At 63.5% G+C, this 24,681-nt stretch carries 24 protein-coding genes and 1 pseudogene; 10 read left to right on the top strand and 15 right to left on the bottom strand.

Annotated elements, in window-relative coordinates; all coding sequences use genetic code 11:
- Positions 1-295: pseudogene (locus VFW84_RS00140) on the top strand (protein CapI); the annotation flags it as partial.
- Between the two features lie 114 nt (positions 296-409).
- On the opposite strand, the gene VFW84_RS00135 reads toward VFW84_RS00140, so the two are convergent.
- The 5 genes from VFW84_RS00135 to tyrS all read right to left on the bottom strand — a co-directional run bounded on the left by VFW84_RS00135 (position 410) and on the right by tyrS (position 6,073).
- Positions 410-1,102, bottom strand: a complete 693-nt coding sequence (locus VFW84_RS00135) for a hypothetical protein (protein ID WP_329678393.1) — start codon at positions 1,100-1,102, stop codon at positions 410-412.
- Positions 1,103-1,348: 246 nt separating this feature from the next.
- Complete coding sequence (locus tag VFW84_RS00130; RefSeq protein ID WP_329678392.1) at positions 1,349-2,044, bottom strand: hypothetical protein; 696 nt, start codon at positions 2,042-2,044, stop codon at positions 1,349-1,351.
- 206 nt (positions 2,045-2,250) lie between these two features.
- A complete protein-coding gene (locus VFW84_RS00125; RefSeq protein ID WP_329678391.1) occupies positions 2,251-3,522 on the bottom strand; it encodes an OmpW/AlkL family protein in 1,272 nt (423 codons plus the stop codon).
- Positions 3,523-3,637: 115 nt separating this feature from the next.
- A complete protein-coding gene (locus VFW84_RS00120) occupies positions 3,638-4,597 on the bottom strand; it encodes a PEP-CTERM sorting domain-containing protein (RefSeq protein WP_329678390.1) in 960 nt (319 codons plus the stop codon).
- Positions 4,598-4,828: 231 nt separating this feature from the next.
- Positions 4,829-6,073 (bottom strand): tyrosine--tRNA ligase, encoded by a 1,245-nt coding sequence (gene tyrS, locus VFW84_RS00115; protein ID WP_329678389.1) that lies wholly within the window; start codon positions 6,071-6,073, stop codon positions 4,829-4,831.
- Between the two features lie 217 nt (positions 6,074-6,290).
- Here tyrS and VFW84_RS00110 point away from each other — a divergent pair, with 217 nt between their 5' ends.
- Positions 6,291-7,646: a M23 family metallopeptidase gene (locus VFW84_RS00110; protein ID WP_329678388.1), complete on the top strand. Its 1,356-nt coding sequence runs from the start codon at positions 6,291-6,293 to the stop codon at positions 7,644-7,646.
- Positions 7,647-7,652: 6 nt separating this feature from the next.
- The gene (locus tag VFW84_RS00105) at positions 7,653-8,795 is read left to right on the top strand and encodes an anhydro-N-acetylmuramic acid kinase (protein WP_329678387.1); all 1,143 of its coding nucleotides are present in this window, start codon (positions 7,653-7,655) and stop codon (positions 8,793-8,795) included.
- Positions 8,796-8,921: 126 nt separating this feature from the next.
- On the opposite strand, the gene VFW84_RS00100 is transcribed toward VFW84_RS00105, so the two are convergent.
- From VFW84_RS00100 to VFW84_RS00075, 6 genes are all read right to left on the bottom strand, one after another.
- Positions 8,922-9,872: a hypothetical protein gene (locus VFW84_RS00100; protein WP_329678386.1), complete on the bottom strand. Its 951-nt coding sequence runs from the start codon at positions 9,870-9,872 to the stop codon at positions 8,922-8,924.
- A gap of 76 nt (positions 9,873-9,948) precedes the next feature.
- Positions 9,949-10,707 carry a dethiobiotin synthase gene (gene bioD, locus VFW84_RS00095; RefSeq protein WP_329678385.1) on the bottom strand — a complete coding sequence of 253 codons (759 nt, stop codon included), beginning with the start codon at positions 10,705-10,707 and terminating at the stop codon, positions 9,949-9,951.
- Positions 10,704-12,104: an adenosylmethionine--8-amino-7-oxononanoate transaminase gene (gene bioA, locus VFW84_RS00090; protein WP_329678384.1), complete on the bottom strand. Its 1,401-nt coding sequence runs from the start codon at positions 12,102-12,104 to the stop codon at positions 10,704-10,706. Before bioA ends, bioD begins: the two co-directional genes overlap by 4 nt.
- Positions 12,105-12,123: 19 nt before the next feature.
- Positions 12,124-12,489 (bottom strand): 6-carboxytetrahydropterin synthase, encoded by a 366-nt coding sequence (locus VFW84_RS00085; protein ID WP_329678383.1) that lies wholly within the window; start codon positions 12,487-12,489, stop codon positions 12,124-12,126.
- Between the two features lie 25 nt (positions 12,490-12,514).
- Complete coding sequence (gene queE, locus VFW84_RS00080) at positions 12,515-13,177, bottom strand: 7-carboxy-7-deazaguanine synthase (protein WP_329678382.1); 663 nt, start codon at positions 13,175-13,177, stop codon at positions 12,515-12,517.
- Positions 13,178-13,199: 22 nt separating this feature from the next.
- Entirely contained in the window at positions 13,200-13,448 is a 249-nt protein-coding gene (locus tag VFW84_RS00075) for a hypothetical protein (RefSeq protein WP_329678381.1), read from the bottom strand.
- A 77-nt stretch (positions 13,449-13,525) separates the two neighbouring features.
- Between VFW84_RS00075 and hemA the strand changes: the two genes are divergently transcribed.
- From hemA to VFW84_RS00040, 7 genes are all read left to right on the top strand, one after another.
- Positions 13,526-14,848, top strand: coding sequence for a glutamyl-tRNA reductase (gene hemA / locus VFW84_RS00070; protein ID WP_329678380.1), 1,323 nt, complete (start codon positions 13,526-13,528; stop codon positions 14,846-14,848).
- Between the two features lie 8 nt (positions 14,849-14,856).
- Positions 14,857-15,957, top strand: a complete 1,101-nt coding sequence (prfA, locus tag VFW84_RS00065) for a peptide chain release factor 1 (protein ID WP_329678394.1) — start codon at positions 14,857-14,859, stop codon at positions 15,955-15,957.
- A gap of 10 nt (positions 15,958-15,967) precedes the next feature.
- The gene (gene prmC, locus VFW84_RS00060) at positions 15,968-16,807 is read left to right on the top strand and encodes a peptide chain release factor N(5)-glutamine methyltransferase (RefSeq protein WP_329678379.1); all 840 of its coding nucleotides are present in this window, start codon (positions 15,968-15,970) and stop codon (positions 16,805-16,807) included.
- A 255-nt stretch (positions 16,808-17,062) separates the two neighbouring features.
- Positions 17,063-17,752, top strand: a complete 690-nt coding sequence (locus VFW84_RS00055) for a hypothetical protein (protein WP_329678378.1) — start codon at positions 17,063-17,065, stop codon at positions 17,750-17,752.
- Between the two features lie 106 nt (positions 17,753-17,858).
- A complete protein-coding gene (gene grxD, locus VFW84_RS00050; RefSeq protein WP_329678377.1) occupies positions 17,859-18,176 on the top strand; it encodes a Grx4 family monothiol glutaredoxin in 318 nt (105 codons plus the stop codon).
- A 7-nt stretch (positions 18,177-18,183) separates the two neighbouring features.
- Entirely contained in the window at positions 18,184-18,756 is a 573-nt protein-coding gene (locus VFW84_RS00045) for a UbiX family flavin prenyltransferase (protein WP_329678376.1), read from the top strand.
- A 106-nt stretch (positions 18,757-18,862) separates the two neighbouring features.
- Positions 18,863-19,828 carry a PEP-CTERM sorting domain-containing protein gene (locus VFW84_RS00040; protein ID WP_329678375.1) on the top strand — a complete coding sequence of 322 codons (966 nt, stop codon included), beginning with the start codon at positions 18,863-18,865 and terminating at the stop codon, positions 19,826-19,828.
- Here VFW84_RS00040 and VFW84_RS00035 read toward each other — a convergent pair.
- The 4 genes from VFW84_RS00035 to VFW84_RS00020 form a co-directional block, all read right to left on the bottom strand.
- Positions 19,810-20,517 carry a lytic transglycosylase domain-containing protein gene (locus VFW84_RS00035; RefSeq protein ID WP_329678374.1) on the bottom strand — a complete coding sequence of 236 codons (708 nt, stop codon included), beginning with the start codon at positions 20,515-20,517 and terminating at the stop codon, positions 19,810-19,812. The two genes, VFW84_RS00040 and VFW84_RS00035, sit on opposite strands and share 19 nt — an antisense overlap.
- Before the next feature lie 33 nt (positions 20,518-20,550).
- Positions 20,551-22,314: a proline--tRNA ligase gene (locus tag VFW84_RS00030; protein ID WP_329678373.1), complete on the bottom strand. Its 1,764-nt coding sequence runs from the start codon at positions 22,312-22,314 to the stop codon at positions 20,551-20,553.
- Positions 22,315-22,331: 17 nt separating this feature from the next.
- Entirely contained in the window at positions 22,332-23,282 is a 951-nt protein-coding gene (locus VFW84_RS00025) for a GNAT family protein (RefSeq protein ID WP_329678372.1), read from the bottom strand.
- On the bottom strand, positions 23,279-24,681 hold a 1,403-nt coding region (locus VFW84_RS00020), incomplete at its 5' end, for a calcium-binding protein (protein WP_329678371.1). The genes VFW84_RS00025 and VFW84_RS00020, both read right to left, overlap by 4 nt.

Here is a 24,681-nt window from a genome sequence, read left to right as displayed (position 1 = left end):
CGATGAGGCCTTCCGGCGTGAGCAGCCCACACCCGCATCCTCCTGGGCGCCCTACCGCGTCTTCAACATCGGCCACAGTGAGCCCGTCGCCCTGATGGACTTCATTGGTGCGATGGAATCGGCCCTGGGCAAGACAGCCCTCAAGGACTTCCAGCCCATGCAGCCGGGTGATGTGGTGGCCACATACGCCGATGTCGATGCGCTGAAGCAATGGACCGGCGCTTCGCCTCACACCAGCCTGGACACTGGCGTCAAGGCATTTGCTGAATGGTATGTCGGGCGAGAGCGCCCCTGACGCTTGATCTCACAAGACCTGAATACAAAAAAAGCCCCGGCAATGATGCCGGGGCTTTGCTCATGATCGATCGGCAGCCGGTGGAGTGACCCACACCGGCTGAACCGATTGAAATCACATGTCGGCCAGCGTGAAGGCCTTGTTGGAGATCTTGTTGGGACGCTTGTAGGAGGTCACCACGGCATTGATGGTGCCCCAGTCGATGGTGGCCAGCGAAGCGCGCAGGACTTCGTCGATCAGGAGAACGTCGCCCACCTTTTGAGCGGCATCAGCCGTGAAGATCAGGTTGCCCAGGGTGGAGTTCTGGTTCAGGACCAGGCCCTTCAGGGAGATGACTTCTGCACCAACCATCTTGCCGGTGTACAGGGCAACCTTCGGAGCGGTCGTGCCCATGTAGGCGTCGATGATGTCGCAGTACACGATGTTCTTCGTGTAGTCGATGGTGAAGTTGGCCAGAGCGCCGACGCCACCCAGAGCTGGCGTTTCCAGGCGCAGAGCCGAACCCAGGGACTCACCCGATTGGGTCTTGATCTTCAGGTCCCAACCGATGGACACGGTGGCCTTGGTCACGGGCATGATGAAGGTGGGGTTGCCTTCAGCGGTGTTGGCACCTTGCGTGGTGTTGCCAGCAGCAGCGATCGTCACACCAGCGGCAGTTGCCGAGCCAAACGCTTGCGTCGAGAACGCGAAGGTGGCGTTGGCCTTCAGGCCAGAGGTGTCCAGCGTCAGGGCCGAAGCCGAGGAGGCAGCAGCCAGGCCCAGAGCCATGGCGACAGAGGTCAGAGCGATTTTAGAAGAAGCGATCATGGTATGTAACTCCGAAAAAGTGTTTGTCTCAACCGACGCCTCTATGATGCATGTCGCGTTACGCCTTGTGGTTGATGAGGGCTAGAGACTTGCCCTAACAAGCCTTGGCGATGACCACTTTTCACCCCACTCGAATGAGGGGGGGTGCCTAGGGCGAACACGTACTTGGGCCCCAAAAGCCATCGGGGGGCAGCCTCATTGAGACTGCCCCCCGACCCGAAAGACTGAAATCTGATGTTCAGCGCATCAATAACCCATGGACGTCAACGTGAACGGTGCGTTGGAGATCTTGTTGGGACGCTTGTACGAGGTCACCACGGCCTCGATGGTGCCCCAATCGATGGTGGCCAGAGACGCGCGCAGCACCTCGTCGATCAGCAGGACATCGCCCACCTTCTGGGCCGCCTCAGGCGTGAAGATCAGGTTGCCCAGCACCGAGCGCTGATTCAACACAAAGCCCTTCAGAGAGATCACTTCGGGGCTGACGATCTTGCCGTTGTACAGCGCGACCTTGGCGTCCGTGGTGCCCAGGAAGGCATCGATGATGTCGCAGTACACGATGTTCTTCGTGTAGTCGATGTTGAAGTTGGCCAGTGCGCCAACCCCACCCAGGCTGGGCGTTTCAAGTCGCAGAGCGGCACCAGACGATTCACCCGACTGCGTGCGGATCTTGAGATCCCAACCGATGGTCACGATGGCCTTGGTCACAGGCAGGATGAAGGACGGATTGCCTTCTGCCGTATTGGCACCCCGGGTGGTATTGCCGGCCGCAGCAACCGTCACACCGGCTGCGGTTGCCGAACCGAATGCCTGCGTAGAGAACGCAAAGGTGGCGTTGGCCTTGAGGTCGGTGGTATTCAGAGTCAGGGCCGATGCAGCTGTCGAGGCCAGCAGACCTGCTGCCAGTGCAATGGAACCCAGCGAGAATTTGGTAGAAAACATGGTGTCGGCGCTCCTGAATGGATGGACTCAAGCAAGGCCTCTATCATGCGACGCTTCAGCAGCCGCATGAGCATGCGGACACTAGATGGATACCCTTAAAACGACCAAAATACGCATTATTCACCCCACTCGAATGAGGGGGTGAAGTGCGTACAAACACCAGATCGGATCAGGGATAACACCCACGACCCGAGCAACGGATATCGTTAGAAGGTTCGACCCACACTGAACATGAAGATGGTGTTGGTCAGCTCGGTATCTGTCTTGCGGACGTAGGTGCCCAACGTCTTGCCATCGCCTTGCCCAGCGGCAAATCGATCTGCGATGACACCCTTGGTGATCATGGTGACCAACCCACCATTCCTCACGACCACATCACGGGCCAAAGCAGGTCCGCTTCCTGCGGGCGTTCCGTACACACCCTCACCCGTAGCGATCTTCTCTGATATGGCACCAAGATCATTGAGAATCGCCGCCCCACTCGCGATGTAAGTGTTGCGTGTTGTCAAAGTTGCTTGCGTTTTCAACTTCACAAGACCTACATTCAAGCTGGCATGCCACTTGTCATCATATTGATATTTCATACCGACCACGGGCCCCATACCAAATGCATTCTTTAGGGAAACTGTGGTATCGCCTGGATTGCTTCCGCCAACGTAATTATTGAGTGTTTGCGTTGCCTTTGTATCCATGAACATGGCATACATGGCAGCAACTCCCGTATAGGGCCTGAATTTGGCACTCTTGTCTCCCCAATAGCGACCGAACATCACCAATGGAGGCACAATCTTCGTCGTAATGATCTTTGCACCATTGATCGCGATCGGATGAGTCCCCCCCCCGGTCAGATTTGGTGCCGTACCGCGCACACTGACAGACGTGCTGATGGGTGCTGCCAGAATATAAGACTCGACCAACCACTTGTAGTCGTCATCTAGATAATATCCAAGACTCACCCCCGCCGTTCCAGCCTCAGGAGAGGCCGCGCCGGTGATGCCTGGTGGTGTACCAATTCCAACAAGATTCTGCGAGCGCAGATAGTTCGTCAGCAAAGGCAGCCCAAAAGTTGGATCAAGCAAAAATCCGTCAGGAACTGAGCCCGAAACTTGACGGCTGAACAAAGTATAGAAAACATCTATAGGTCGATCTACACCATGGGTGAAATCAACATTCGGATACTTGGCCAATAAGGCCGTAAGCTCCGCATCGTCTGGGGTATTGTTGTAGAAGACGTTTTCCAACTCGGCAGTAGTCATCACTGGACCAGTGACGTCATATGTATCACCGGATTTGGTCTTGATCTTGACGTAAATGCCGCCTGCCCGAACAAAAAGTCGGTCACTTCTCAACGCCTTCGCGATCTTCAGCGACAGAGAATCCTCTCCGCCGTCTTCAGCGCGCACCACACCTGCAGCCATCGTCATTGCCACACATACAGCCGCACTCACGCAGGCCCGCGACCAACCAAATCGGTTCATGCTGTCTCCACTCGGTTCACCAGACTAAATAACAAAAAAGCCGCCCAAGGATGAGCGGCTTGTTGCAAGGATCCGGGGAGGCAAAAAACCACCCCGGATCTTGCGGTCACTCCAATTACTTGGCGCGACGACGAGCAACCAGGCTGATGCCCACCAGACCCAGACCCATCAGGGCGTAGGTGCTGGGCTCGGGCACTTCACGCACGGTGAAGGTCAGCGTCGACTTCATCGAACCCCAGCCTTCAGCGAAGTTGTTCACGTTGGCCAGCGTGGTGTAGCCAGTCGAACCAGGGGTCAGACCCAGGGCGTCAGCGAAGAAGTTGAAACCTTCGGTGGTGACCTTCAGGCCGCTGAGGATGTTGTTGGCTTGCACGGTGTACAGGCCATTGACATTGCTCAACACGGTGTAGCCGGCAGCCGTCATGGCAGCCTGGGGATCAGCACCCAGCAGCAGGGAAGGAGCCAGCGTGGTGGGACCTTGGATGTTGGAGATGTCCCACAGGTACAGGCCGTTCTGACGGTTCTCGTAAGAGGTGCCAGCATTGCCCAGCACGTCAGCGTACACGCGGCTGTTCAGCAGGTCGATCCGCAGGTTGGTGATCGAAGCGGTACCGCCTTCCAGCACGCCGGCGATGAAGTCAGCGCTCTGGGTAGCGCCACCGAAAGCTTGCACAGACTGGAACACACCGGTGGTGGTCTCAGCCGTCAGAGCGGTCACGGCAGCGTCGATCTGAACCTTGGCGCGGGTGTCGGTCTTGACACGCGAACCGATCGGCAGAATGGTTTCCGTCACGATGGCACCGTCAGCGGGGGTCAGAACGACCTTACCGACGTTCAGGGCGCCGACCAGACCGCCCACGGAAGTCGTGGGCGTGCCGTTGATGGGGTCACCCGTGCCGTTGCTGAAGTACAGACCGCCGGTACCCGACAGCAGCTTCAGTTCAGCGGAACGGCCCGAGGCGGCGTCCGTCACAACGACGGCTTGACCCACGGTACCGGTGACGACTGCAGCGCTGGCGGCGCTGACAGCAGCGATCAGGGCAGCAGCAGCCAGGCTCTTCAATGCAAATTTCATGTCTATCTCCACTCTCTATAGCGGCCCTTTGGAGGAATTCTTGCTTCAGTGAAGGCATCCGCGTCTTCCTTCACCAAGCACAGACACTTGTTTTGTCTGTACGGCTAAAGCATAGCGGGGAAGGGGGTGGCAGGACAACGGTTGTGGACCTGTACCGACAGTGAATACGCCTCAGGAAAACACCAAGTTCCCTCCCAGACCATTCATTTGGGGGGGAGGGTTTTCACCCTGTCAAGCCAGATGGACCTTGGCGAACTTGCGCTTGCCCACCTGGACCACATAGCTGCCCGCCGGCAGCTTCAAGCCCTTGTCAGAGATCACCCCGCCATCCACTCTCACACCGCCCTGCTCCACCATGCGCAGAGCCTCGCTGGTCGAGGGCACCAGACCAGCCTGCTTCAGCACCGCGCCGATGCCCAGACCCGCCCCTTCGCCCGCCCCTTCTGGCAGCACCAGAGAGACCTCGGGCAGATCGTCGGGAATGCCCCCCCGGGCGCGATTGTTGAAGTCCGCCAGGGCGTCCTCGGCAGCTTTCGAATTGTGAAATCTGGACACGATTTCTTGCGCCAGTAACACCTTGGCATCGCGGGGATTGCGCCCGGCGTCGCAATCTGCCCTCAAGCGTGCGATGTCCGCCTCCGGCAGGAAGCTCAGCAGGGTGAAGTACTTCCACATCAGGGTGTCGCTGATGCTCATGAGCTTGCCAAACATCTCGTTGGGCGCCTCGCTGATGCCGATGTAGTTGTTCTTGGACTTGGACATCTTCTCGACGCCATCCAGGCCTTCCAGCAGGGGCATGGTCAGGATGCACTGCGCCTCCTGGCCGTACTCGGTCTGCAGATGGCGCCCCATGAGCAGATTGAACTTCTGGTCGGTGCCGCCCAGCTCCAGATCGGAGCGGAGCGCCACGGAGTCGTAGCCCTGCATCAGCGGGTAGAGGAATTCGTGCACGCTGATGGCGTTCCCGGCGTGGAAGCGGTCATGAAAGTCATTGCGCTCCATCATGCGGGCCACGGTGTAGCGGCTGGCCAGCTGGATCATGCCGCGTGCGCCCAGGGCATCGCACCACTCGCTGTTGTAGCGGATCTCGGTGCGGGCCGGGTCCAGCACCAGGCTGGCTTGTTTGTAGTAAGTCTCGGCGTTCGCCTTGACCTGCTCGGCCGTCAGCGGGGGGCGCGTGGTGTTGCGCCCGGAGGGATCTCCGATCAGCGAGGTGAAGTCACCGATCAAGAAAATCACGGTGTGTCCGATATCCTGAAGTTGGCGCAACTTGTTGAGCACCACCGTGTGGCCCAGATGGATGTCGGGCGCGGTGGGGTCCAGGCCCAGCTTGATGCGCAGCGGCACGCCCGTGGCCTCGGAGCGGGCCAGCTTCTTGATCCACTCGCCTTCGGGCAGCAGTTCATCGCAGCCGCGCTGGGTGACGGCCAGGGCTTCACGGACGCGATCGGTGATGGGATGTTCTTGGGTTGACATAGGGCAAGCGAGGGGATGTAAAGAGGGCGGTGTGATCCATTTCACACCAGACCCGCGGCTATACTTCGGCACTTTCGAGGCGCCTCGCGCCCGCGCAGTGCCGCTCCATGGATCAGGCTCTGCGCAGTGGGCAAAGGGGCATTTTAGGGGACAGCGTTTGAATCGCTTTGACTTGGGCAATCAGATGGGCCACTGGCTGGCCCCCTTGAACAGGCTGATGAACGAACACCCCCGCCGCGTGACCGCCGTGGTGGTGGCTCTGCTGGCAGGCTCCACGATGACCGCTTTCGGTGTGGCCCCCCTGACCGCGCAGATCGACAACGGCCCCCTGCCGGTGGTGACGACGATCGACGTGGCCCTGCCTCTGCCGCAACTGGGCGCCCAACTGGAAGCCCTGGACCGTGAGCCCCTGACGCTCTACCGCAGCGACGTCACCCGCCAGTCCGACACCATCGACTCGCTGCTGCGCCGCCTGGGTGTGGACGACGACGAAGCCGCCCGCTTCATCCGCAGCGATGCCGTGGCCAGCACCCTGATGTCGGGGCGCTCGGGCAAGATGATCAAGGTCATGACGGACAATGGCCGCTTGGTGGAGTTGATCGCCCGCGGCCCTGCCGCCGATTCAGAACAGATCGACTCCCACTTCACCCGCCTGACGATCCGCCGGGCCGGTGACCAGATTCAGGGTGCCTTGAGTGCCCACACGGAACAAGCCCCGCTGCAGGTGCGTGAGCAGGTCTCTGCCGGCACCATCCAGTCCTCGCTGTACGCCGCGGCCGACGACGCCGGCGTGCCGGACGCCATCACCAACCAGATCGCTGAAATCTTCAGCGCGGACATCGACTTCCGCCGCGAACTGCGCAAGGGCGACGCCTTCAGTGTGGTCTACGAGGGCCACACCGCCGACGGCGAGCCCATCACCTGGGGTGGCTCGGCAGGCAAGGTCCTGGCGGCGCGCTTCATCAACAAGGGTGTGGCGCACGATGCGGTCTGGTTTGAAGAACCTGGCCGCAAGGGCGCCTACTTCGACCTCACGGGTCGCAGCAAGATCAAGTCCTTCCTGGCATCGCCCCTGGCCTTCTCGCGTGTGACCTCCGGGTTCGCGATGCGCTTCCACCCCATCCAGTTGCGCTGGAAGGCGCACCTGGGCGTGGACTACGGCGCCCCGACCGGCACCCCAGTGCGCAGCGTGGGCGACGGCGTGGTGACTTTTGCGGGCGTGCAGAACGGCTATGGCAATGTGGTGCAGGTCACGCACTCGGGTGACCGCGTGACCGTGTACGCCCACTTGCACAAGATCATGGTGCAGCGCGGCCAGAAGCTCGAACAGGGCATGACCCTGGGCACGGTGGGCTCCACCGGCTGGGCCACGGGCCCGCACCTGCACTTCGAGTTCAAGGTGGGTGGCCGCCATGTGGATCCAATGACCATCGCCCGCTCCTCCGAGAGCACGCAGATCTCGCCGCTGGCCCAGGCCCGCTACCGCGAGCACGCCCAGATCACGGCCCAGCGCCTGGACATGGCCGGTCAGATGCAGGTGGCCGGCGCCCAGAGCGGCCCGCGCTTCGAGTAAGCCACCATGACACACGGCCATCAAGCCCTGATCGGCTTGATGTCGGGCACCTCGATGGACGGGGTGGATGGGGTGCTGGCCCGCATGGGGCCCGACGGGCAATGGCTGGGCGTGATGGCCCACGCCTACGAGCCGTTTGATGAAGCGCTTCGGGCTGAGTTGCTGGCCCTCAACCGCAGCGGCCCGGATGAATTGCACCGCTCGGCCATGGCGGCTCAGGCCATTTCGCGCGCCTATGCCAGCGTGACCCATCAGCTGATGGATGCGGCCAAGAGCGACCCCATCGCCGCCATCGGCGCGCATGGGCAGACCGTGCGACATCGCCCCGAGCTGGGCTACACCCTGCAGTTGCTGGCGCCTGCCCTGCTGGCCGAACTGACCGGGCTGGACGTGGTGGCGGACTTCCGCAGCCGGGATGTGGCTGCGGGCGGACAAGGGGCGCCGCTGGTGCCCATCTTTCACCAAGCCGTGTTCGCGCACCCGGACCATGCCGTGGCGGCCCTCAATATTGGCGGCATCGCCAACGTCAGTCTGCTGGCCCCCTCGGACGCGGCTCAGTTGCAGGCCCCGCTGGGCTTTGATTGTGGCCCGGGCAATGTGCTGATGGACCTATGGTGCCAACGACATCGCGGCCAGCCCTACGACGCCAATGGCGTGTGGGCGCAATCAGGGCAGGTGCAGGCCGACTGGCTGGCGCTCGCGCTGGCCGAGCCCTACTTTGCCCTGCCCGCCCCCAAGAGCACGGGCCGCGATCTGTTCCACTCAGGCTGGCTGGATGACTGGCTGCGGCGCTGCGGCGTGCCTGACACCCCATCGGCCAGCCAGGCTGCGGATGTCCAGGCCACCCTGTGCGATCTCACGGCGTTGAGCTGCATCCAGGCCCTGGAGACCGGCATCGACGAGGTGCTGGTGTGCGGGGGCGGGGCGCTCAATGGCCACCTCATGAACCGCTTGCGCCTGCATGCCCCCGCCGAGGTCACGGTGCACGACTCCAGCGCGCGCGGTCTGCCGCCCATGCAGGTCGAGGCAGCAGCCTTTGCCTGGCTGGCCTGGGCAACCCTGCATCGGCGGGCAGGGAATGTACCGGCTGTGACAGGTGCTGCAGGCCCCAGGGTGCTGGGAGCTGTCTACCCAGCGACAACGGCTTGAACGTCACAGGCCCCGATATCTGCATGCAGAACCTGCACTGAGCGTGGTGCGCTCATATTGAGCGCACCACTCAAAAGGAAGTGCAATCGTTCAACATGGCATCTTTACATGATGCCAGTCTTGCATTTACTGCTTTTTCAAGCGCAAATCCAAAGAAATAATACCCCACCCATCAGGCAGTGTATTGAACCGATTTATCACATTATAGTAAACCGACCCCACCGTCAAGCCTAGCCCATCAGCAAAATATGACAATCCGGAGGGAGTAACCTTCAAACCACTGATAACGATTTTTGTACTAAAGTCAACCCCTGGGGTTCCGCGCAAAGGTGTCATATAACCCAACTGCTGAAGCGCAGTCAAATCATTATCCGCCATCGCCCGCACAGGAATGGTCAAATTGCCCACAATACTCTCGTAAGTCCAAATGGCGGCATTCGGATAAAACATTGAACCGCCAACACCCCCTCGGATTACCTCAACATCCCCATAAATGGATTTTGACGAATAATCAACACGCATATTTCTAATAGCAATTTCACCTCCGTTACATATTCCTGGAATTGGGTCAGTTGATATTACCAAAACACCACCAGAAGTCGCCTCAAGCAATTTAACAGCCGAATAGTCAAACGTTGCATTTTGCGCAGCAACATCATACGCAATCAAAGCCCTAGTACTCGTCTTAACTCGACCTCCGACAAGTGCGTAGACAGAATTCACGACAGCGCCCGTGGCACTCAAAGTGGATTTCAAGGAATTCAGTTCACCTACAAAACCACCAACAGACGTTGTGGGTATCCCCCCCAATGTGCCCGTCCCATTACTCAACTCCAGGTGATGACCGGTCATCGCGCCGACCGACAGAGTCACTTGCTTACCGCTCCCTGCAGGGTCGCTGAACGTGGTGTACTGCTGCGCCCCAGCTGTCAACGTCACATTGGCAGCAACGGCCACATTGAAGCAGGCCACAGCCATGATCGCCCCAGCAAAAACCTTTTTGATGGACATATTCATACTTTCCTCGATGAAGTTTTTTCCGCAGCCCAACGCTGCGAAATGAATATGTAATTTCATATCGCGCCAGCAGCAACCCCTAAGATGGGCCTGTACAAACAAGAACCTCCCGTGATACGGCATCCAGAAGTTGTCGTCAGTCCATGCGCCTCGGCGAAGTGCCCTCCGTCTTCGAGTCGGCTTGTCCGTGCTTCATGGTCGGCAGCATCATCTCTGGCCCCATCACCCCAACGTCCACTCGTGGCTGCCACCCCCACCGCGCCAGCATGGGCGCCTGGATCCTCTGGCGCAGGGTCTCGACGTTCTCGTCCACGGCCGGCATGGCCGGATCCACCTGATTGGCCACCCAGCCCGCCAGGGTCAAACCACGGTTCAAGATGGCCTCCTGCGTCAGCAGGGCGTGGTTCAGGCAGCCCAGGCGCAGCCCCACCACCAGGATCACCGGCAGGCGCAGGCGCTGCGCCAGGTCGGCGCTGGTGGCCCATTCGCCCGGGGCCTCACTCAAGGGCACGATGAAGCCCCCCGCCCCTTCCACCACCACCGCATCGGTGTGCTGGCGCAGGGCATGGAAGCTGGCCTCGATCAGGCCCAGGTCGATCACCACCTCGTCGTTGCGGGCCGCAATGTGGGGCGACACCGCATCCGGCAGGGCATAGGGGTTGTCGAAGGATGAGGGCACCTGCAGGCTGGAGGCCGCACGCAACTGGGCCACATCCTCATTGAGCCAGTGGCCCGGGTGGCCGTCCTGCCCGTCGATCCAGTCGCATCCCGCGGCCACGGGCTTCATGCCCACCACGCGGGCATGGCCTGCCTGCCGCAAGGCATGGATCAGGGCACAGCTCACACGGGTCTTGCCCACGCCGGTGTCGGTGCCGGTGATGAAATAGGCGCTCATGGCACGGGCACTTCCACTTGGGGGCCCGCCGAGCCGGGCACCAGGGCATCGATCTCGGCCAGCACCTGGTCGAGCACGGCCACGGCGCCGTGGACCAGGGACTCCTGGTCGGCGGGCGTCAGCACATAAGGGGGCATGAAGTACAGGGTCGAGCCAATCGGGCGCAGCAGCAGGCCGGCCTGCAGGGCCGCGCGGTGGTATCGCGAGGCAAAGGTGGGCTCGGTGGTGTCCACATCCCAGGCCCAGATCATGCCGATGTGCCGAAAGGCGCGCACACGGGGATGGCGTGTCAGCACCTCGGCCCGCCGGGTCAACTGTTCGGCCAGCACGTGGTTGCGGGCCAGCACGTCCTGCCCCTGCGCATCGCGTGCGGCAAAGGTGTCCAGCACGGCCAGCGCGGCGCGACAGGCCAGGGGGTTGCCGGTGTAGGAATGCGAATGCAGGAATCCATGCACCGTGCGGTCGTCCCAGAAGGCAGCATAGACCTCGTCGGTGGTCAACACGCACGACAGGGGCAGCACGCCGCCGGTCAGGCCCTTGCTCAGGCAGATGAAGTCGGGCTTGACGGCCACGCCATCGGGCCCCAGCGCCTGCTGGTGGGCGAACAGGGTGCCGGTGCGGCCAAAGCCCACGGCGATCTCGTCGGCGATCCAGTGCACCTCGTAGTGATCACACAGGCGGCGCACCGCGACCAGGTAGTCCGGCGCATACATGCCCATGCCGGCCGCACCCTGCACCAGGGGCTCCAGGATGATGGCGGCCAAGTGTTCGTGGTGTTCGGCCAGGTAGGCGGCCAGGGCATCGATGCAGTGCTCCAGATGCGCCTCGGAGCTCACGCCTGCCGCCGCATGACGTGGGTCGGGAGAGGGCAAGGTGGCGCTCAGGCGCAGCAGGGGCGCATAGGCCTCGCGGAACAGCGGGATGTCGGTGACGGACAGCGCACCCGCGGTTTCACCGTGGTAGCCACCTTGCAGGCCGATGAATCGGTGCTTGCCGGGGCGCCCCCGATTGCGCCAGCTGTGGGCGCTCATCTTCAGTGCGATTTCGGTGGCACTGGCGCCGTCACTGGCGTAGAAGGCGTGGCCCAGGCCCGTCAAGGCCCCCAGCCGCTCGGAGAGCTCGACCACCGGCGGGTGGGTGAGGCCGGCCAGCATGATGTGGTCGAGTCGACCGAGCTGGTCGGTGATGGCCTCGCGGATGGGCCCGAAGTTGTGCCCGAAGAGGTTGACCCACCACGAGCTGACGGCATCCAGGATGCGGTGCCCCTGATCGTCGATCAGCCAGGGGCCGTCGGCAGCGACGATGGCGCGCGGCGGGTGCTGCTCGTGCGCCTTCATCTGGGTGCAAGGGTGCCAGACCGCCTGGCGGCTGCGTTCGGACCAGGTGGGCTGTGTCATGGCTGGGATCGAGAGGGGCTCAGGGGCGGTAAACACAGCGGTCGCCGGCGGCGCGCGACACGGCCACACCGGACACCTGCGGGATCTGCGGCAGCACACGCTCATGGATGAAGACGCAGAGGTTTTCGAGCGTGGGGGCGCCCAGGCCGGCGACCTCGTCCAGGAAGTGATGATCCAGCTGGCTGCGCACGCTGGCAATGACCTCGCGCAAGACGGCCAGGTCGACCACCATGCCGGATTCGGGGTGGCGCTCGCCGCGCACCATCACCTCGGCAGTGTAGGTGTGGCCGTGGATGCGGCGGCTGCCGGCGGCTTCCTCGGGCGACACCTTGCGCTTGAGGGTGTGGGCGGCATCGAATGAAAAGGTCTGACTCAGCTCGAACATCGTGTGGTTTCCTGCAGCACCCGCGTCAGCGGATGCCCAGTGTCTTATGGGTCTGCACGCTGAGCAACCAGCGCGGGTGGTCCAGGCACCACTGCACGGCCCATTCGGTGGCCACGCGGCGGGCCTCGGGCGAGGCGCTGTCCATGGGTTGCACGCGGCGCTGGGCAAAGTCCATGGCGTCAAAGGCGCGCAGCGCTGCCTCGTCAAAACCTGCCTGGGGCACGACCACCTTGAGCTCATGGCCCGAGGTCTGCACCAGGGTCGAGCCGGCCTTGGGGCTCACGCAGATCCAGTCCAGGCCCGCCGGTGCGGCGATGGTGCCATTGGTTTCGACCGCGATCTCGAAGCCCTGCGCATGCAGCGCATCGATCAGGGCCGTGTCGACCTGCAGCAGGGGCTCGCCCCCGGTGAGCACGACAAAACGCCGGCCGGCCTGGCCCTCGGGCGTGGCGGGCCAGAAAGACGCGATGCGCTTGGCCAGGGCGGCCGGGGTGTCGAACTTGCCGCCCCCCAGCCCGTCCGTGCCGACAAAATCGGTGTCGCAGAACTGGCAGATGGCCTTGGCGCGGTCTTCTTCGCGCCCTGTCCAGAGATTGCACCCTGCGAAACGGCAGAAGACCGCCGGGCGCCCGGCATGGGTGCCCTCGCCTTGCAGGGTGTAGAAGATTTCCTTGACGCTGTAGGTCATGACAGGGCTTTCAGGGCAAACATCAGGCTCGGCCCTTGAAGGCCGTCCACCAGACCACCACGGTGGAGGCGATCACCAGGGCCGCATAGGTGCGCATGGCACCATCGCGCCCCACCAGGACCAGGCCGGCCACCAGCACAAGCAGGCCGGTCAGCGCCACGCGCCGGGCCATCAGGGCCCAGCTCACGCTTTTGAGGCGCTTGAACCACAACAATCGCACCAGACTGGGCAGGATCAAGGCCATCCCCAGGGCTGGCAGCACAAAATTCACGAGGTGGATAAGGGCGTCTAAGAAACTCATCAGTGTGCCCAGACCAGGCCAAAGAGCTCGATTTTATAATTGCCGCAATGAGCGTCCTCGCATTAGGCTTGAATCACACCACCGCTGCAGTCGATCTGCGGGGGCGGTTCGCCTTCGCGGTGGACCAATTGCGCCCCACCTTGCAGGCGCTGCACACCCGCCTGGCGGGCGAAGCAGCCCTGCTGTCGACCTGCAACCGCACCGAGTTGTACTGTGCCGTGCCGGCCATGGGCGGGCACTCGGCCCACCAGTTGCAGCGTCAGGCCGTCGAGTGGCTGGCCAATGTTGGCCAGGTGTCCCCTGAAGAGCTGCTGCGCCACACCTATGTGCTGCAGGGTGATGCCGCCGCGCGCCATGCCTTCCGCGTGGCCAGCGGCCTGGACTCCATGGTACTGGGTGAGCCCCAGATCCTGGGCCAGATGAAGCAGGCCGTGCGCGAGGCCGATGCCGCCGGCACCCTGGGCACCACCCTGCACCAGATGTTCCAGCGCGGCTTTGCCGTGGCCAAGGAGGTGCGCACCTCGACCGAGATCGGCGCCCACTCCATCAGCATGGCCGCCGCTGCCGTGCGCCTGGCCGGGCAACTGTTCGAAGACCTGTCCCGCACACGCGTGCTGTTTGTGGGGGCGGGCGAGATGATCGAGCTGTGCGCCACGCACTTTGCCGCGCGCACGCCCCGGTCCATGGCCGTGGCCAACCGCACGCTGGAGCGTGGCGAGAAGCTGGCCAGCCACCTGGGCGCCGAATCCATCCGCCTGGCCGACCTGCCCCACCGCCTGCACGAGTTCGACATCGTGGTGTCCTGCACGGCCAGCACCTTGCCCATCATTGGCCTGGGCGCGGTCGAGCGGGCCATCAAGGCGCGCAAGCGCCGCCCCATCTTCATGGTGGACCTGGCCGTGCCGCGCGACATCGAGCCCGAAGTGGCCGATCTGCCCGATGCCTACCTCTACACCGTGGACGACCTCAGCGCCGTGGTGCAGACCGCCGGCAGCAAGCGCCAGGCGGCCGTGGCCCAGGCCGAGGCCATCATCGAAACCGGTGTGCAGGGCTTTGTGCACTGGCTGGACCAACGCGCCACCGTGCCGCTGATCCAGGCCCTGCAATCGCAGGCCGAGGCCTGGCGCCACACCGAACTGGCCCGCGCCCGCAAGCTGTTGGCCAAGGGCGAAGACGTGGATGCCGTGATGGAGGTGCTGGCCAAGGGCCTGACCCAGAAGATGCTGCACGGCGCCCTGGCAGAGCTGCACAGCGCGGACCCGAGCCACCGCCCGCAGGTGGCACAGACGGTGTCGCGCCTGTTCCTCCGCGGCGAGCTCCCCCCCGGGCGCACGTCCTCGGGCGATGAACCCACGGGGGGCCGTTCGTGAGCGCGGGCCTGGCCCCATCGCTCGCCGCCTCGCTCGACCGCCTCTCCCACCGGCTGCGCGAACTGGACGAAGCCTTGTCGGACCCGCAGGTCGCGGCGGACCCCAAGCGCTACCGCGATCTGTCACGCGAGCACGCCGACGTCGGCAGCGTCTGCGACATGGCCCGGCGGCACGCCCAGCGGACGAACGATCTGTCCACCGCCCGGCAGATGATCCAGGACCTGGGCGATGACCCGGACATGCGCGCCATGGCCATCGACGAAGTCGCACAGGCCGAGGCAGATCTGCTCACCCTGGAAGCCGAGCTGCAAAAAGCCCTCTTGCCCAAGGATCCCGACGACGCGCGCAATGCCTTTGTCGAGATCCGTGCTGGCACCGGTGGAGACGAATCCGCCCTGTTCGCGGGCGATCTGGCCCGCATGTACACGCGCTTTGCCGAGCGGCAAGGCTGGCGCTGCGAGCTGATGTCGGCCAACGAATCGGACCTGGGCGGCTACAAGGAAGTGGTCTTTCGCATCGAAGGCGCGGGCGTCTACGGGCAGCTCAGGTTCGAATCCGGTGGCCATCGGGTTCAGCGCGTGCCGGCCACCGAAACGCAGGGACGCATCCACACCAGCGCCTGCACTGTGGCCGTGATGCCCGAACCGGATGAAGCCGAGGCTGTCAAGCTCAACCCGGCCGATTTGCGGATCGACACCTTCCGTGCCAGCGGTGCGGGTGGGCAGCACATCAACAAGACCGATTCGGCCGTGCGTGTGGTGCATTTGCCCACGGGCATCGTGGCCGAATGCCAGGACGGGCGCAGTCAGCACAGCAACAAGGCCAAGGCCTTGCAGGTGCTGCAGGCCCGCATCCAGGAGAAAGAGCGCAGCGAGCGGGCCGCCAAGGAGGCGGCACTGCGCAAGGGCCTGATCGGCAGTGGCGACCGCTCCGATCGCATCCGCACCTACAACTTCCCCCAGGGCCGCCTGACCGACCACCGCATCAACCTCACGCTCTACAAGCTGACCACCATCATGGAGGGCGAGTTGGACGACGTGATCGCCGCACTGCTGTCCGCACAGGCGGCAGATCAGTTGGCCGAGCTGGAAGCCGCCACCGGTGTCTGAGGCTGCTGTGATGACCGTGAGCGGCGCCTTGGACTGGGCCCGTGGCCTGGGTGTGGACCGTCTGGACGCCCAACTGCTGCTGTGCGCCGTGCTGGCACGCCCCCGCAGTTGGCTGATGGCGCACGACACCGATGCCCTGCCGCCCGAGGTGATCGCCCGCTTCACCCCCCTGGTGCAACGACGTGCCAGTGGCGAGCCCCTGGCCTATGTGCTGGGCGAAAAAGAGTTCTTTGGCCTGAGCCTGAGCGTGTCGCCCGAGGTGCTGGTGCCCCGGCCCGACACCGAAACCCTGGTGGAATGGGCGCTGAGTTTGATCCCCAGCACAGCAGCCGCCGCCTTCAGGGTGCTGGACCTGGGCACGGGCAGCGGTGCGATTGCGCTGGCCCTGCAGCACGAGCGTCCGGGCGCACAGGTCTGCGCCGTGGACGCCAGCCCCACCGCCCTGGCCGTGGCGCAGGCCAACGCACTGCGCCTGCACCTGCCCGTGCGGTTCACTCTGGGATCCTGGTTCGAGCCGGTGGCAGGCGAGCGCTTCGATCTGATCGTCAGCAACCCGCCTTACATCGCCGAGGGCGACCCCCACCTGCCCGCCCTGCGCTTCGAGCCCATCTCGGCGCTCACCGCGGGGCCCGACGGGCTGAACGATCTGCGGCAGATCATCGCCACTGCGCCCGCCCACCTGGTGCCGGGCGGCTGGCTGCTGCTGGAACATGGCTATGACCAGCACGAGGCGGTTCAGGCCCTGCTGCGCCAGCACGGCTTTACCGAGGTGAGCACCCACCGTGATCTGGGTGGCCAGCCCCGTTGCACCGGCGGCCGCCTGGGCGGCGTTGCCAATTTGCCGCAGTGAGCTTCACCCGGGGTGGCGTGAGCCGGCCGAGGAACGCACACGCAATGTGAGCGCCCGCTTTCGTGCGCACGCTCAGCACATCGCAAAGGCAAGGGGTAAACCTGCGAGGGTTGACCCACCCTCCCCCGTGGGCGGGGGCCCCCATGCGTGAATAAGCAGACACTGCCGGTGACATTTCCGCGCCACAAACGAAGAGCACAGGCATAGCATGAAGACATGGGTGCTGCGTTGGCGCCCGGTTCACGGGAGACGTTCATGTCGTCCGCATTGCTTGCCCTGACCACCTCGACCCGAAACTTGCTGCGCCAGACGGCCGTGGCGGGTGCCTTGCTGGGTGTGTCACTCAGCAGTGGCCTGAACTTGGCGCATGCGCAGGAGGGCCGTGGCCTGGCCCTGGACGGCACACAGCTGGACACCCTGTGGCCGCACTGGGAGGGCCGCCTGGGTCTGGTGCTCAACAGCGGTGCAGACCCCGTGCGCCATCCCTACGCCCTGTCGCAAAACGAGGGCATGGGCCTGAAGGTGCACAGCATGCACCTCTTGTCCGACTACTATTTTTCGGGCGGCTTCCGCGCCACGGCGGGTCTGGTGCGAGGTGCCACGAACCTGCCCTGGTGGAGCATGCCACCCGGTGAAGGCGGCACCCACATGAGCCTGCAGCGCGTCGATGTGCTGGGGCTGGCAGGCCATCCGAGCCTGGGCGCACTGACCGAATCGCCCAATCGCACCGTGCCTTATGTGGGTGCGGGTTACAGCGGCCGGCTGACCGAGGCTGCGGGCCAGGGGGCCTGGCATTTCAATGCCGACCTGGGTCTGATCTCGCTGAACTCCGGCAACATCGGCCGCATCAGCCGGGTGCTCCAGGGGGACCAGGGTGTGGATGAACTGGTGCGCGAGTTGCGCCTGCGCCCCGTGCTCAAGTTCAGCGTCAATTACGCGTTCTGACGCGCCGCCCCTGCAGCCAAGTCTGGGACAATCCCGGATCAATGCACCAGCTTCACAGGCCTGTTATAACAGGCCTGTTTTCATTCACCGCCTCCGATTTCATACCATGAGCGACGTTCAACAGCGCATCGATGCCCTCGTCAAGAGCCACCGTGTGGTGCTCTTCATGAAGGGCAATGCCCAGTTCCCCCAATGCGGCTTTTCCGGCCGTGCCGTGCAGATCCTCAAAGCCTGCGGCGTGAACGATCTCCAGACCGTGAACGTGCTGGAAGACGAAGAAATCCGCCAGGGCATCAAGGAATACGCCAACTGGCCCACCATCCCTCAACTCTACATCCACGGTGAATTCATCGGCGGCTCGGACATCATGATGGAGATGTACCAGGCCGGTGAATTGCAACAAGTCTTGTCGGGCTCGCAGTAAGCCCACCGTGAGCACCCGTGCCCCACGCCTGATCGTCGGCATCACCGGCGCCAGTGGCGCGCTCTATGGCGTGCGCCTGCTGGAGCGCGCCCGCGCACTGGGCGTGCACACCCACCTGGTGGTGACCTCGGCCGGGCTGCTCAATGTGCACCACGAACTGGGGCTGGACCGCTCGGCCCTGGAGGCCCTGGCCGGTCAGGCCCATTCCCCCGGGGATGTGGGCGCCTGCATCGCCAGCGGCAGCTTCACCACCGATGCGATGGTGGTGGCGCCCTGCTCCATGAAGACCCTCGCAGCCGTGGCCCACGGCATGGGCGACAACCTGCTCACTCGCGCGGCCGACGTCACCCTCAAGGAACGCCGACGCCTGGTGCTGATGGTGCGCGAGACGCCCTTCAACCTGGCCCACCTGCGCAACATGACCGCCGTCACCGAGATGGGCGGCATCATCTTCCCACCCTTGCCCGCCTTCTATCACCGGCCCCAAAGCATTGACGAGCTGGTCAATGACACGGTCGAGCGGGTGCTGCAGATGGTGGGAGTCGGACAGGCCTCGCCACAGCGCTGGACGGGTCTTTGACCCCCAGCCCAAGGGGCATGACACCCATTTCAGGGTCAGCCCGGTGCCCAATTCCGGCAAAAAGACACATACTGCTGGCATTCCATCAAAGCAGAGGAGCACCAGCATGGCATTTTTCCGCGCACGTCCATTCACCCTCATCGGGGGCACGGTTCTCGCCCTGAGTTCGCTGTCGGCACAAGCCGCCATTGACATCGATATGCGATATGAGAACCTGCAACTCACCGTGACCGATACGGCAGGCAACGTGGCCTACCCCTGGCTGCAGGCCACAGGAGATGCCCAGTGGGCCCCGCTGCAGTACATGCTCTACCAGGCGCCAGAAGATAGCTCCGACACGTTTCTGAGCAATCCACTGCCGGTCGATGACATTCCCGCTGTGCTGTCGGTGAGCACGCCCCGGGCTAATTTTGAGGCGTCCGTTGCCCTGAACAATGATGCGCTGACACTCGTGCAACACATCGACACCGAGCCTTACACCGAAGGCCTGGTGGGCCACGCGTTCAGTCACATGGACACCGGCATCAGCCCCCAGATCTTTTCACCTGGGATACTGCCCGAGGGGGTGGATCCGAACACCGTCCCCGTGTTCGGTGGCATTGCACTGGCTCCCGGCAGTCAGGCGACCTTGACGGGGACCATGAGTTTTACCAGCACCTTGACTTTTGCCGATGGTCTGACGGATCTCAGCGTCTATGACGCGCACGCATCCATCGACATGTTCTCGGTGCTGCTGCAGATCCCCGAGGGATTGACCATGGATGACATCATGTTCGTGGATGCGGCCAACAGTCAGCTCACCAATCTGAACTGGACCGGCGAATTGAACGGCGCCCAGGGGCACACTGACCCCGTGACGGGAGGAGATTCGATCTCCTTCACCATGACTGTCACCAACACCTCGGATGTGCGCACCTGGCTGGTGGTCGGATCAGGTTCCAACATCAACCTGAACCATAACTTCTATGCTGCAGCGGGTGCCGTGCCTGAACCGAGCACCTGGGCTCTGATGGGCCTGGGCCTGGTCGGCATCTCGGCCGTGGCCCGCCGCCGTCAGCGCGCGCGCGTCTGAGCTTGAGCAGGCGTGAGGCCCGCCACCTGGGTCTCACGCTGGATCAGCGCTTGCCAGCGGCGCTCGGCGCCAAACACCAGATTGGGATACTCGGCCCGCCCACGGCTACCGTTGTAGCGGCCCAGGGCCAGGAACATATTGCCCTTTTCCCGGTCCAGATAGTGGCGCAGGATCACGCAGCCAAAGCGCAGATTGGTCTGCATGTGGAACAGGCGGCTGGCATCACCGTCCCCGATGGTGCGCGTCCAGAAGGGCATGACCTGCATGTAGCCCCGAGCCCCGGCCGATGAGATCGCGTGCTTGCGGAAACCGCTTTCCACCTCGATGAGGCCCAGCACCAGGGTCGGGTCCAGCCCGGCGCGCTTGGCCTCGTACCAGACGGTCTGCAGAAACTCACGCCGCACCAGGTCATCAGGCTTGCGTTTGATCAGGCGGGTCTCGGTGGCAGCCACCCAGCGCTCGTAAGCCATTTTCTGGGCGGCGTCGGCGAACACCGGCGCGGGTGGGGCCGCATTGCCCACCGCCGCCGACAGCGCCGTGCGCACGGCATTGGCCAGCGGCTCCTCGACCTGGGCGCCAGCCCAGGCCTGCCCACCACCCAGCGCCAAAGCCCCCCACAGCGCCACCACGGCCTGCCAGGGCCGCCGTTGGCGTGAGGGTGAGGTCGATGAGCGCATTCCCAGGGTCATACCGCGCACACTACACCAAAGCCGCACTGGGCATCAGCCCAATTTGAGCTCGGCCAGCACGTGCGTGAGCACGTCCGACGCAGGCACTTTGGTCGCGGCGGCGTCCTGACGGCCCTGGTATTCGGCCAGGCCTTCCTTGAGGCCCTTGTCGCCCAGCACCACACGGTGCGGCACGCCGATGAGCTCCCAGTCGGCAAACATGGCACCGGGGCGCTCGCCACGGTCGTCCAGGATCACGTCGACACCACGGGCGGCCAGCTCGTCGTGCAGCTTGTCGGCGGCGGCCTTGACGTCTTCGGAGCGGTCATAGCCCACGGGGCAGATCACCACGGTGAAGGGCGCAATGGCGTCCGGCCAGATGATGCCGCGCTCGTCGTGCTTTTGCTCGATGGCCGCGCCCAGGATGCGGGTCACGCCGATGCCGTAGCAGCCCATCTCGAAGGGCTTGGGCTTGCCGTCCACGTCCAGGAAGGTGGCGTTCATGGCCTTGGAGTACTTGGTGCCCAGGTAGAACACGTGGCCGACCTCGATGCCGCGCTGGATGGCCAGCACGCCCTTGCCATCGGGCGAAGGATCGCCCTCGACCACATTGCGGATGTCGGCCACCAGATCGGGTTCGGGCAGATCGCGGCCCCAGTTGACACCCTGGAGGTGGAAACCCTCTTCGTTGGCGCCACAGACAAAATCCGCCATGTTCGCCACCGTGCGGTCGGCCACGATCTTGACGGGCTTCAGGAGCTTGACCGGGCCCAGGTAGCCAGGCTTGCAACCGAAGTGGGCGACGATCTCGCTCTCAGTAGCGAAGCGGAAACCCGCCTTGAGGCCCGAGCCATCAGGCAGCTCGATCTTGCCGGCCTTGACTTCGTTGAGGTCGTGGTCGCCACGCACCAGCAGCAGCCAGACGGTGGACTGGACGATCTCGCCATGCTCGTTGAGCTGGTCGGTGGCCAGCACCAGGGACTTGACGGTCTGCCACAGGGGCAGGCCCAGCAACTCGGCCACCTCAGGGCAGGTGCTCTTGCCGGGCGTGGCCACTTTCTCCAGGGAGAGCTTGGCGGCATCGCGCTGGGCGATCAGGGGCAGGGCCTCGGCCAGCTCGATGTTGGCGGCGTACTCGCCCGTGGGGCAGTAGACGATGGCGTCCTCGCCCGTGTCGGCAATGACCTGGAACTCGTGCGAGCGATCACCCCCGATGGCGCCGGTGTCGGCGGCCACCGCGCGGAACTGCAGGCCCAGACGCTCGAAGATGCGGGTGTAGGCCGCGAACATGGCGTCGTAGGTCTTGCCAGCGCCTTCGACATCGCGGTCGAAGGAGTAGGCGTCCTTCATGGTGAACTCGCGGCCGCGCATGATGCCAAAGCGCGGGCGGCGCTCGTCGCGGAACTTGGTCTGGATCTGGTAGAAATTCTTGGGCAACTGACGGTAGCTGCGCAACTCCTGACGGGCGATGTCGGTCACCACTTCTTCGGCAGTGGGCTGGATGACAAAGTCGCGCTGGTGGCGGTCCTTGAAGCGCAGCAACTCGTCGCCCATCTTGTCGAAGCGGCCGGTTTCCTGCCACAGCTCGGCCGGCTGCACCACGGGCATGGTCAGCTCGACGGCGCCGGCCTGGTTCAGCTCGTCACGGATGATGGCCTCGACCTTGCGGATGGTGCGCAGGCCCATGGGCATGTAGGTGTACAGGCCCGCCCCCAGCTTCTTGATGAAACCGGCGCGCATCATCAGCTTGTGGCTGACGATCTCGGCATCGGCCGGGGCTTCCTTGAGGGTGGAGATGAAGAACTGGGAGGCTTTCATGGGGCGTCAATGAAGAATCAAGGAGCAATTATCGCCGGTGCGTGGACTCCCTCCCCGTCTTGCTTGGCATAGCGCTGCAACAGTCGGCGCGCCAGCGGGTTCGCATGCACCTCGCCTCTGATCGCGCCCAGCAGGTGCAGATCCACATAGGCACCGGTTTGCAGACGGAGGTGCTGACGCTGGCAGCCCTCTTCCTGGAACCCAAGGGAGCACAGGATGCGCTTCAGCGCAGGCAGTCGGGGGTTGTCGCTGTAGACGGTCACAAAGACCTTGTGCAACTCGATCACGCGGAACGCCCAGTCCAAGAGCAGCGTGCCCGTCTCGATGGCTTGAGCGTGAGTGGCCTGGTCATCGGCCAGCCCGATGATGAACTCAGCACGCCGACTGGGCACATCGATCCCCACCAGACTGGTCAACCCCAGAGGACGACCGTCGTGGCGCTCGATGCGGTAAACCTGCGCGCCCAGATGTGCGGGCGCCTGACCCCACTGCAACGCCAGTTGCCCTGCGATCGTGTCGAGACTGCTGTGCCGGATCCTCTCACCGTAATCGCGATTGACCCATGCCGAAAAATCTTCGTCGGCAAATAGATCCTTGAGCCAAGCAGCATCTGCGCCTTGCAATCGCTTCAGCGCGACGGAAGGCCCTGTCAAGGATGACCACCAAGCCTCTTGAAGGCACCAGGCCATGTCCTTGAACCACGTCGGCTGTTCGCGCTCGGACGACCACAGGGCAGCCCCACGCTGCACCCAGACTCGGGCCTCCTGGCAGGCACCCACCTGGATCAGGACCTGCAGCAATCGCTGCAACAGCAGCAATCGCGCACTTCCCTCTCCGACCTGTGACAGACCAGCCTTCAGGATGGCAACTGCCTCCTTGGGCTGCCGATGCGCCAGCATGGCATCGGCCTGCGCCACACAACGCCGGACCGACGACACGCGTGCATCGTCAGGCAGCGCCCCGCTCATCCAGCCCAGGCCGTGGTGATCACACCCGACAGTGATGCCCGCACGTCGGCCGGCAAGCTCATCTGCCCCTCCAGGGGGGGCGCAAAGGCGGCCATCTCGTTGACCAGTGATTCGACACCGGCTGCCAGAATGTCCTGCCCATCTGCCAGCGTCATCCGCTCGATCCGGTGGGCGCCATCGTCGACAAACCATCGCGATACCGTGACGCTGTCAGTCGTTCCGATGATGGACACCAGCAGATCATCTCCGGACCTGCTGAACCACAGCTGCTCGGGGAGGCTGCCCCCCGTGATGTTCAACTGGTCTGCCCCGCCGCCCGCATCGACAATCGTGTCCGCACCATCACCGATGCCCCAGATGAAGGTATCGTTGGACGTCACATCGGCCGCAAGCAGCAGATCGTTGCCCAGCCCCCCGCGATAGGTGTCGCCCCCACCCCCACCTTCGAGCGTATCGTGGCCTGACATGCCGGACAGCACCGTGGCCGTGCCACCACCGCGCAGCACATTGTTCAGCTCGTTGCCGGTCACGCTGGCTCCCGTGGTGAACACCTGTTCGATGTTGGCTGCGGCTGTGTACGCCGCGAGGTCGGTATCCACCGTGTCGATGCCCTCATCGCTGCGTTCAATGATCTTGTCGTCGATATCAGAATCTCCGTAGAACCGCTGACGCAGAAAGTAGACGTCGTCCCCCAGACCGCCCTCCAGGGTGTCTCGCCCAGAGCCGCCCTCCAAGGTGTCATTGCCTGCACCGCCCAGCAACCGATCGAGTCCACCAGCCCCTTCAAACCACTCATCGCCAGGGCCCCCGGTCATCAGGTTGTCATAGCCGTTGCCAATGCCATGCCGAACGCCCGCCTTGCCAGTCATCACCCCCCGCTGATCGGGTGCAGAGCCCAGCTTGCCTCCCATGACCAGGTTCTCCACATTGTCTGGCAAGGTGTACTCGGAGAGATTGGTATGCACCTCATCCACGCCTTCACTGACCAAGTTGCCGTAACTGTCCGTCATTTTGTATTCGTGGACCCGATCCAACGAGGAATCCACAAAGTAGACATCGTTGCCTCGGCCTCCCCGCATGGTGTCTGCGCCCTCCCCGCCGATCAGGGTGTCAGCGCCGCCCCAACCCACGAGGGAGTCATCGCCAGGGCTGCCCTGGAACAGATCATCGAAGGCTGTTCCCGTCAACACATCGGCACCGTCTGTCGGGATGGTGTTGTCGAGTGTCGTGCGGCGCAGGATCTCGGCGGCATCCCAGACGGCGGCCCCTGAATTCATCTGGATGCGATCGATCAAGCCCTCTTCCTGACCTGTCAGGGGATTGATCACGAAGTTGTTCACCACACGGACCACGGCAGACTGCCCTGTGCGGGCCACCAGCACCAGATCATTCCCCAATC

Source organism: Aquabacterium sp. (assembly GCF_036279655.1).
Taxonomy (GTDB): domain Bacteria; phylum Pseudomonadota; class Gammaproteobacteria; order Burkholderiales; family Burkholderiaceae_C; genus Aquabacterium.
Note: the sequence above shows the minus strand (reverse complement) of the source record. Positions and strands in the feature narration are given on the sequence as shown.

Bases quoted from the DNA above. Each gene is read 5' to 3' on its own strand.
- VFW84_RS00135 (WP_329678393.1), bottom strand. From the start codon at position 1,102: ATGATCGCTTCTTCTAAAATCGCTCTGACCTCTGTCGCCATGGCTCTG.
- VFW84_RS00130 (WP_329678392.1), bottom strand. From the start codon at position 2,044: ATGTTTTCTACCAAATTCTCGCTGGGTTCCATTGCACTGGCAGCAGGT.
- VFW84_RS00125 (WP_329678391.1), bottom strand. From the start codon at position 3,522: ATGAACCGATTTGGTTGGTCGCGGGCCTGCGTGAGTGCGGCTGTATGT.
- VFW84_RS00120 (WP_329678390.1), bottom strand. From the start codon at position 4,597: ATGAAATTTGCATTGAAGAGCCTGGCTGCTGCTGCCCTGATCGCTGCT.
- tyrS (WP_329678389.1), bottom strand. From the start codon at position 6,073: ATGTCAACCCAAGAACATCCCATCACCGATCGCGTCCGTGAAGCCCTG.
- VFW84_RS00110 (WP_329678388.1), top strand. From the start codon at position 6,291: ATGAACGAACACCCCCGCCGCGTGACCGCCGTGGTGGTGGCTCTGCTG.
- VFW84_RS00105 (WP_329678387.1), top strand. From the start codon at position 7,653: ATGACACACGGCCATCAAGCCCTGATCGGCTTGATGTCGGGCACCTCG.
- VFW84_RS00100 (WP_329678386.1), bottom strand. From the start codon at position 9,872: ATGAAATTACATATTCATTTCGCAGCGTTGGGCTGCGGAAAAAACTTC.
- bioD (WP_329678385.1), bottom strand. From the start codon at position 10,707: ATGAGCGCCTATTTCATCACCGGCACCGACACCGGCGTGGGCAAGACC.
- bioA (WP_329678384.1), bottom strand. From the start codon at position 12,104: ATGACACAGCCCACCTGGTCCGAACGCAGCCGCCAGGCGGTCTGGCAC.
- VFW84_RS00085 (WP_329678383.1), bottom strand. From the start codon at position 12,489: ATGTTCGAGCTGAGTCAGACCTTTTCATTCGATGCCGCCCACACCCTC.
- queE (WP_329678382.1), bottom strand. From the start codon at position 13,177: ATGACCTACAGCGTCAAGGAAATCTTCTACACCCTGCAAGGCGAGGGC.
- hemA (WP_329678380.1), top strand. From the start codon at position 13,526: ATGAGCGTCCTCGCATTAGGCTTGAATCACACCACCGCTGCAGTCGAT.
- prmC (WP_329678379.1), top strand. From the start codon at position 15,968: ATGACCGTGAGCGGCGCCTTGGACTGGGCCCGTGGCCTGGGTGTGGAC.
- VFW84_RS00055 (WP_329678378.1), top strand. From the start codon at position 17,063: ATGTCGTCCGCATTGCTTGCCCTGACCACCTCGACCCGAAACTTGCTG.
- grxD (WP_329678377.1), top strand. From the start codon at position 17,859: ATGAGCGACGTTCAACAGCGCATCGATGCCCTCGTCAAGAGCCACCGT.
- VFW84_RS00040 (WP_329678375.1), top strand. From the start codon at position 18,863: ATGGCATTTTTCCGCGCACGTCCATTCACCCTCATCGGGGGCACGGTT.
- VFW84_RS00035 (WP_329678374.1), bottom strand. From the start codon at position 20,517: ATGACCCTGGGAATGCGCTCATCGACCTCACCCTCACGCCAACGGCGG.
- VFW84_RS00030 (WP_329678373.1), bottom strand. From the start codon at position 22,314: ATGAAAGCCTCCCAGTTCTTCATCTCCACCCTCAAGGAAGCCCCGGCC.
- VFW84_RS00025 (WP_329678372.1), bottom strand. From the start codon at position 23,282: ATGAGCGGGGCGCTGCCTGACGATGCACGCGTGTCGTCGGTCCGGCGT.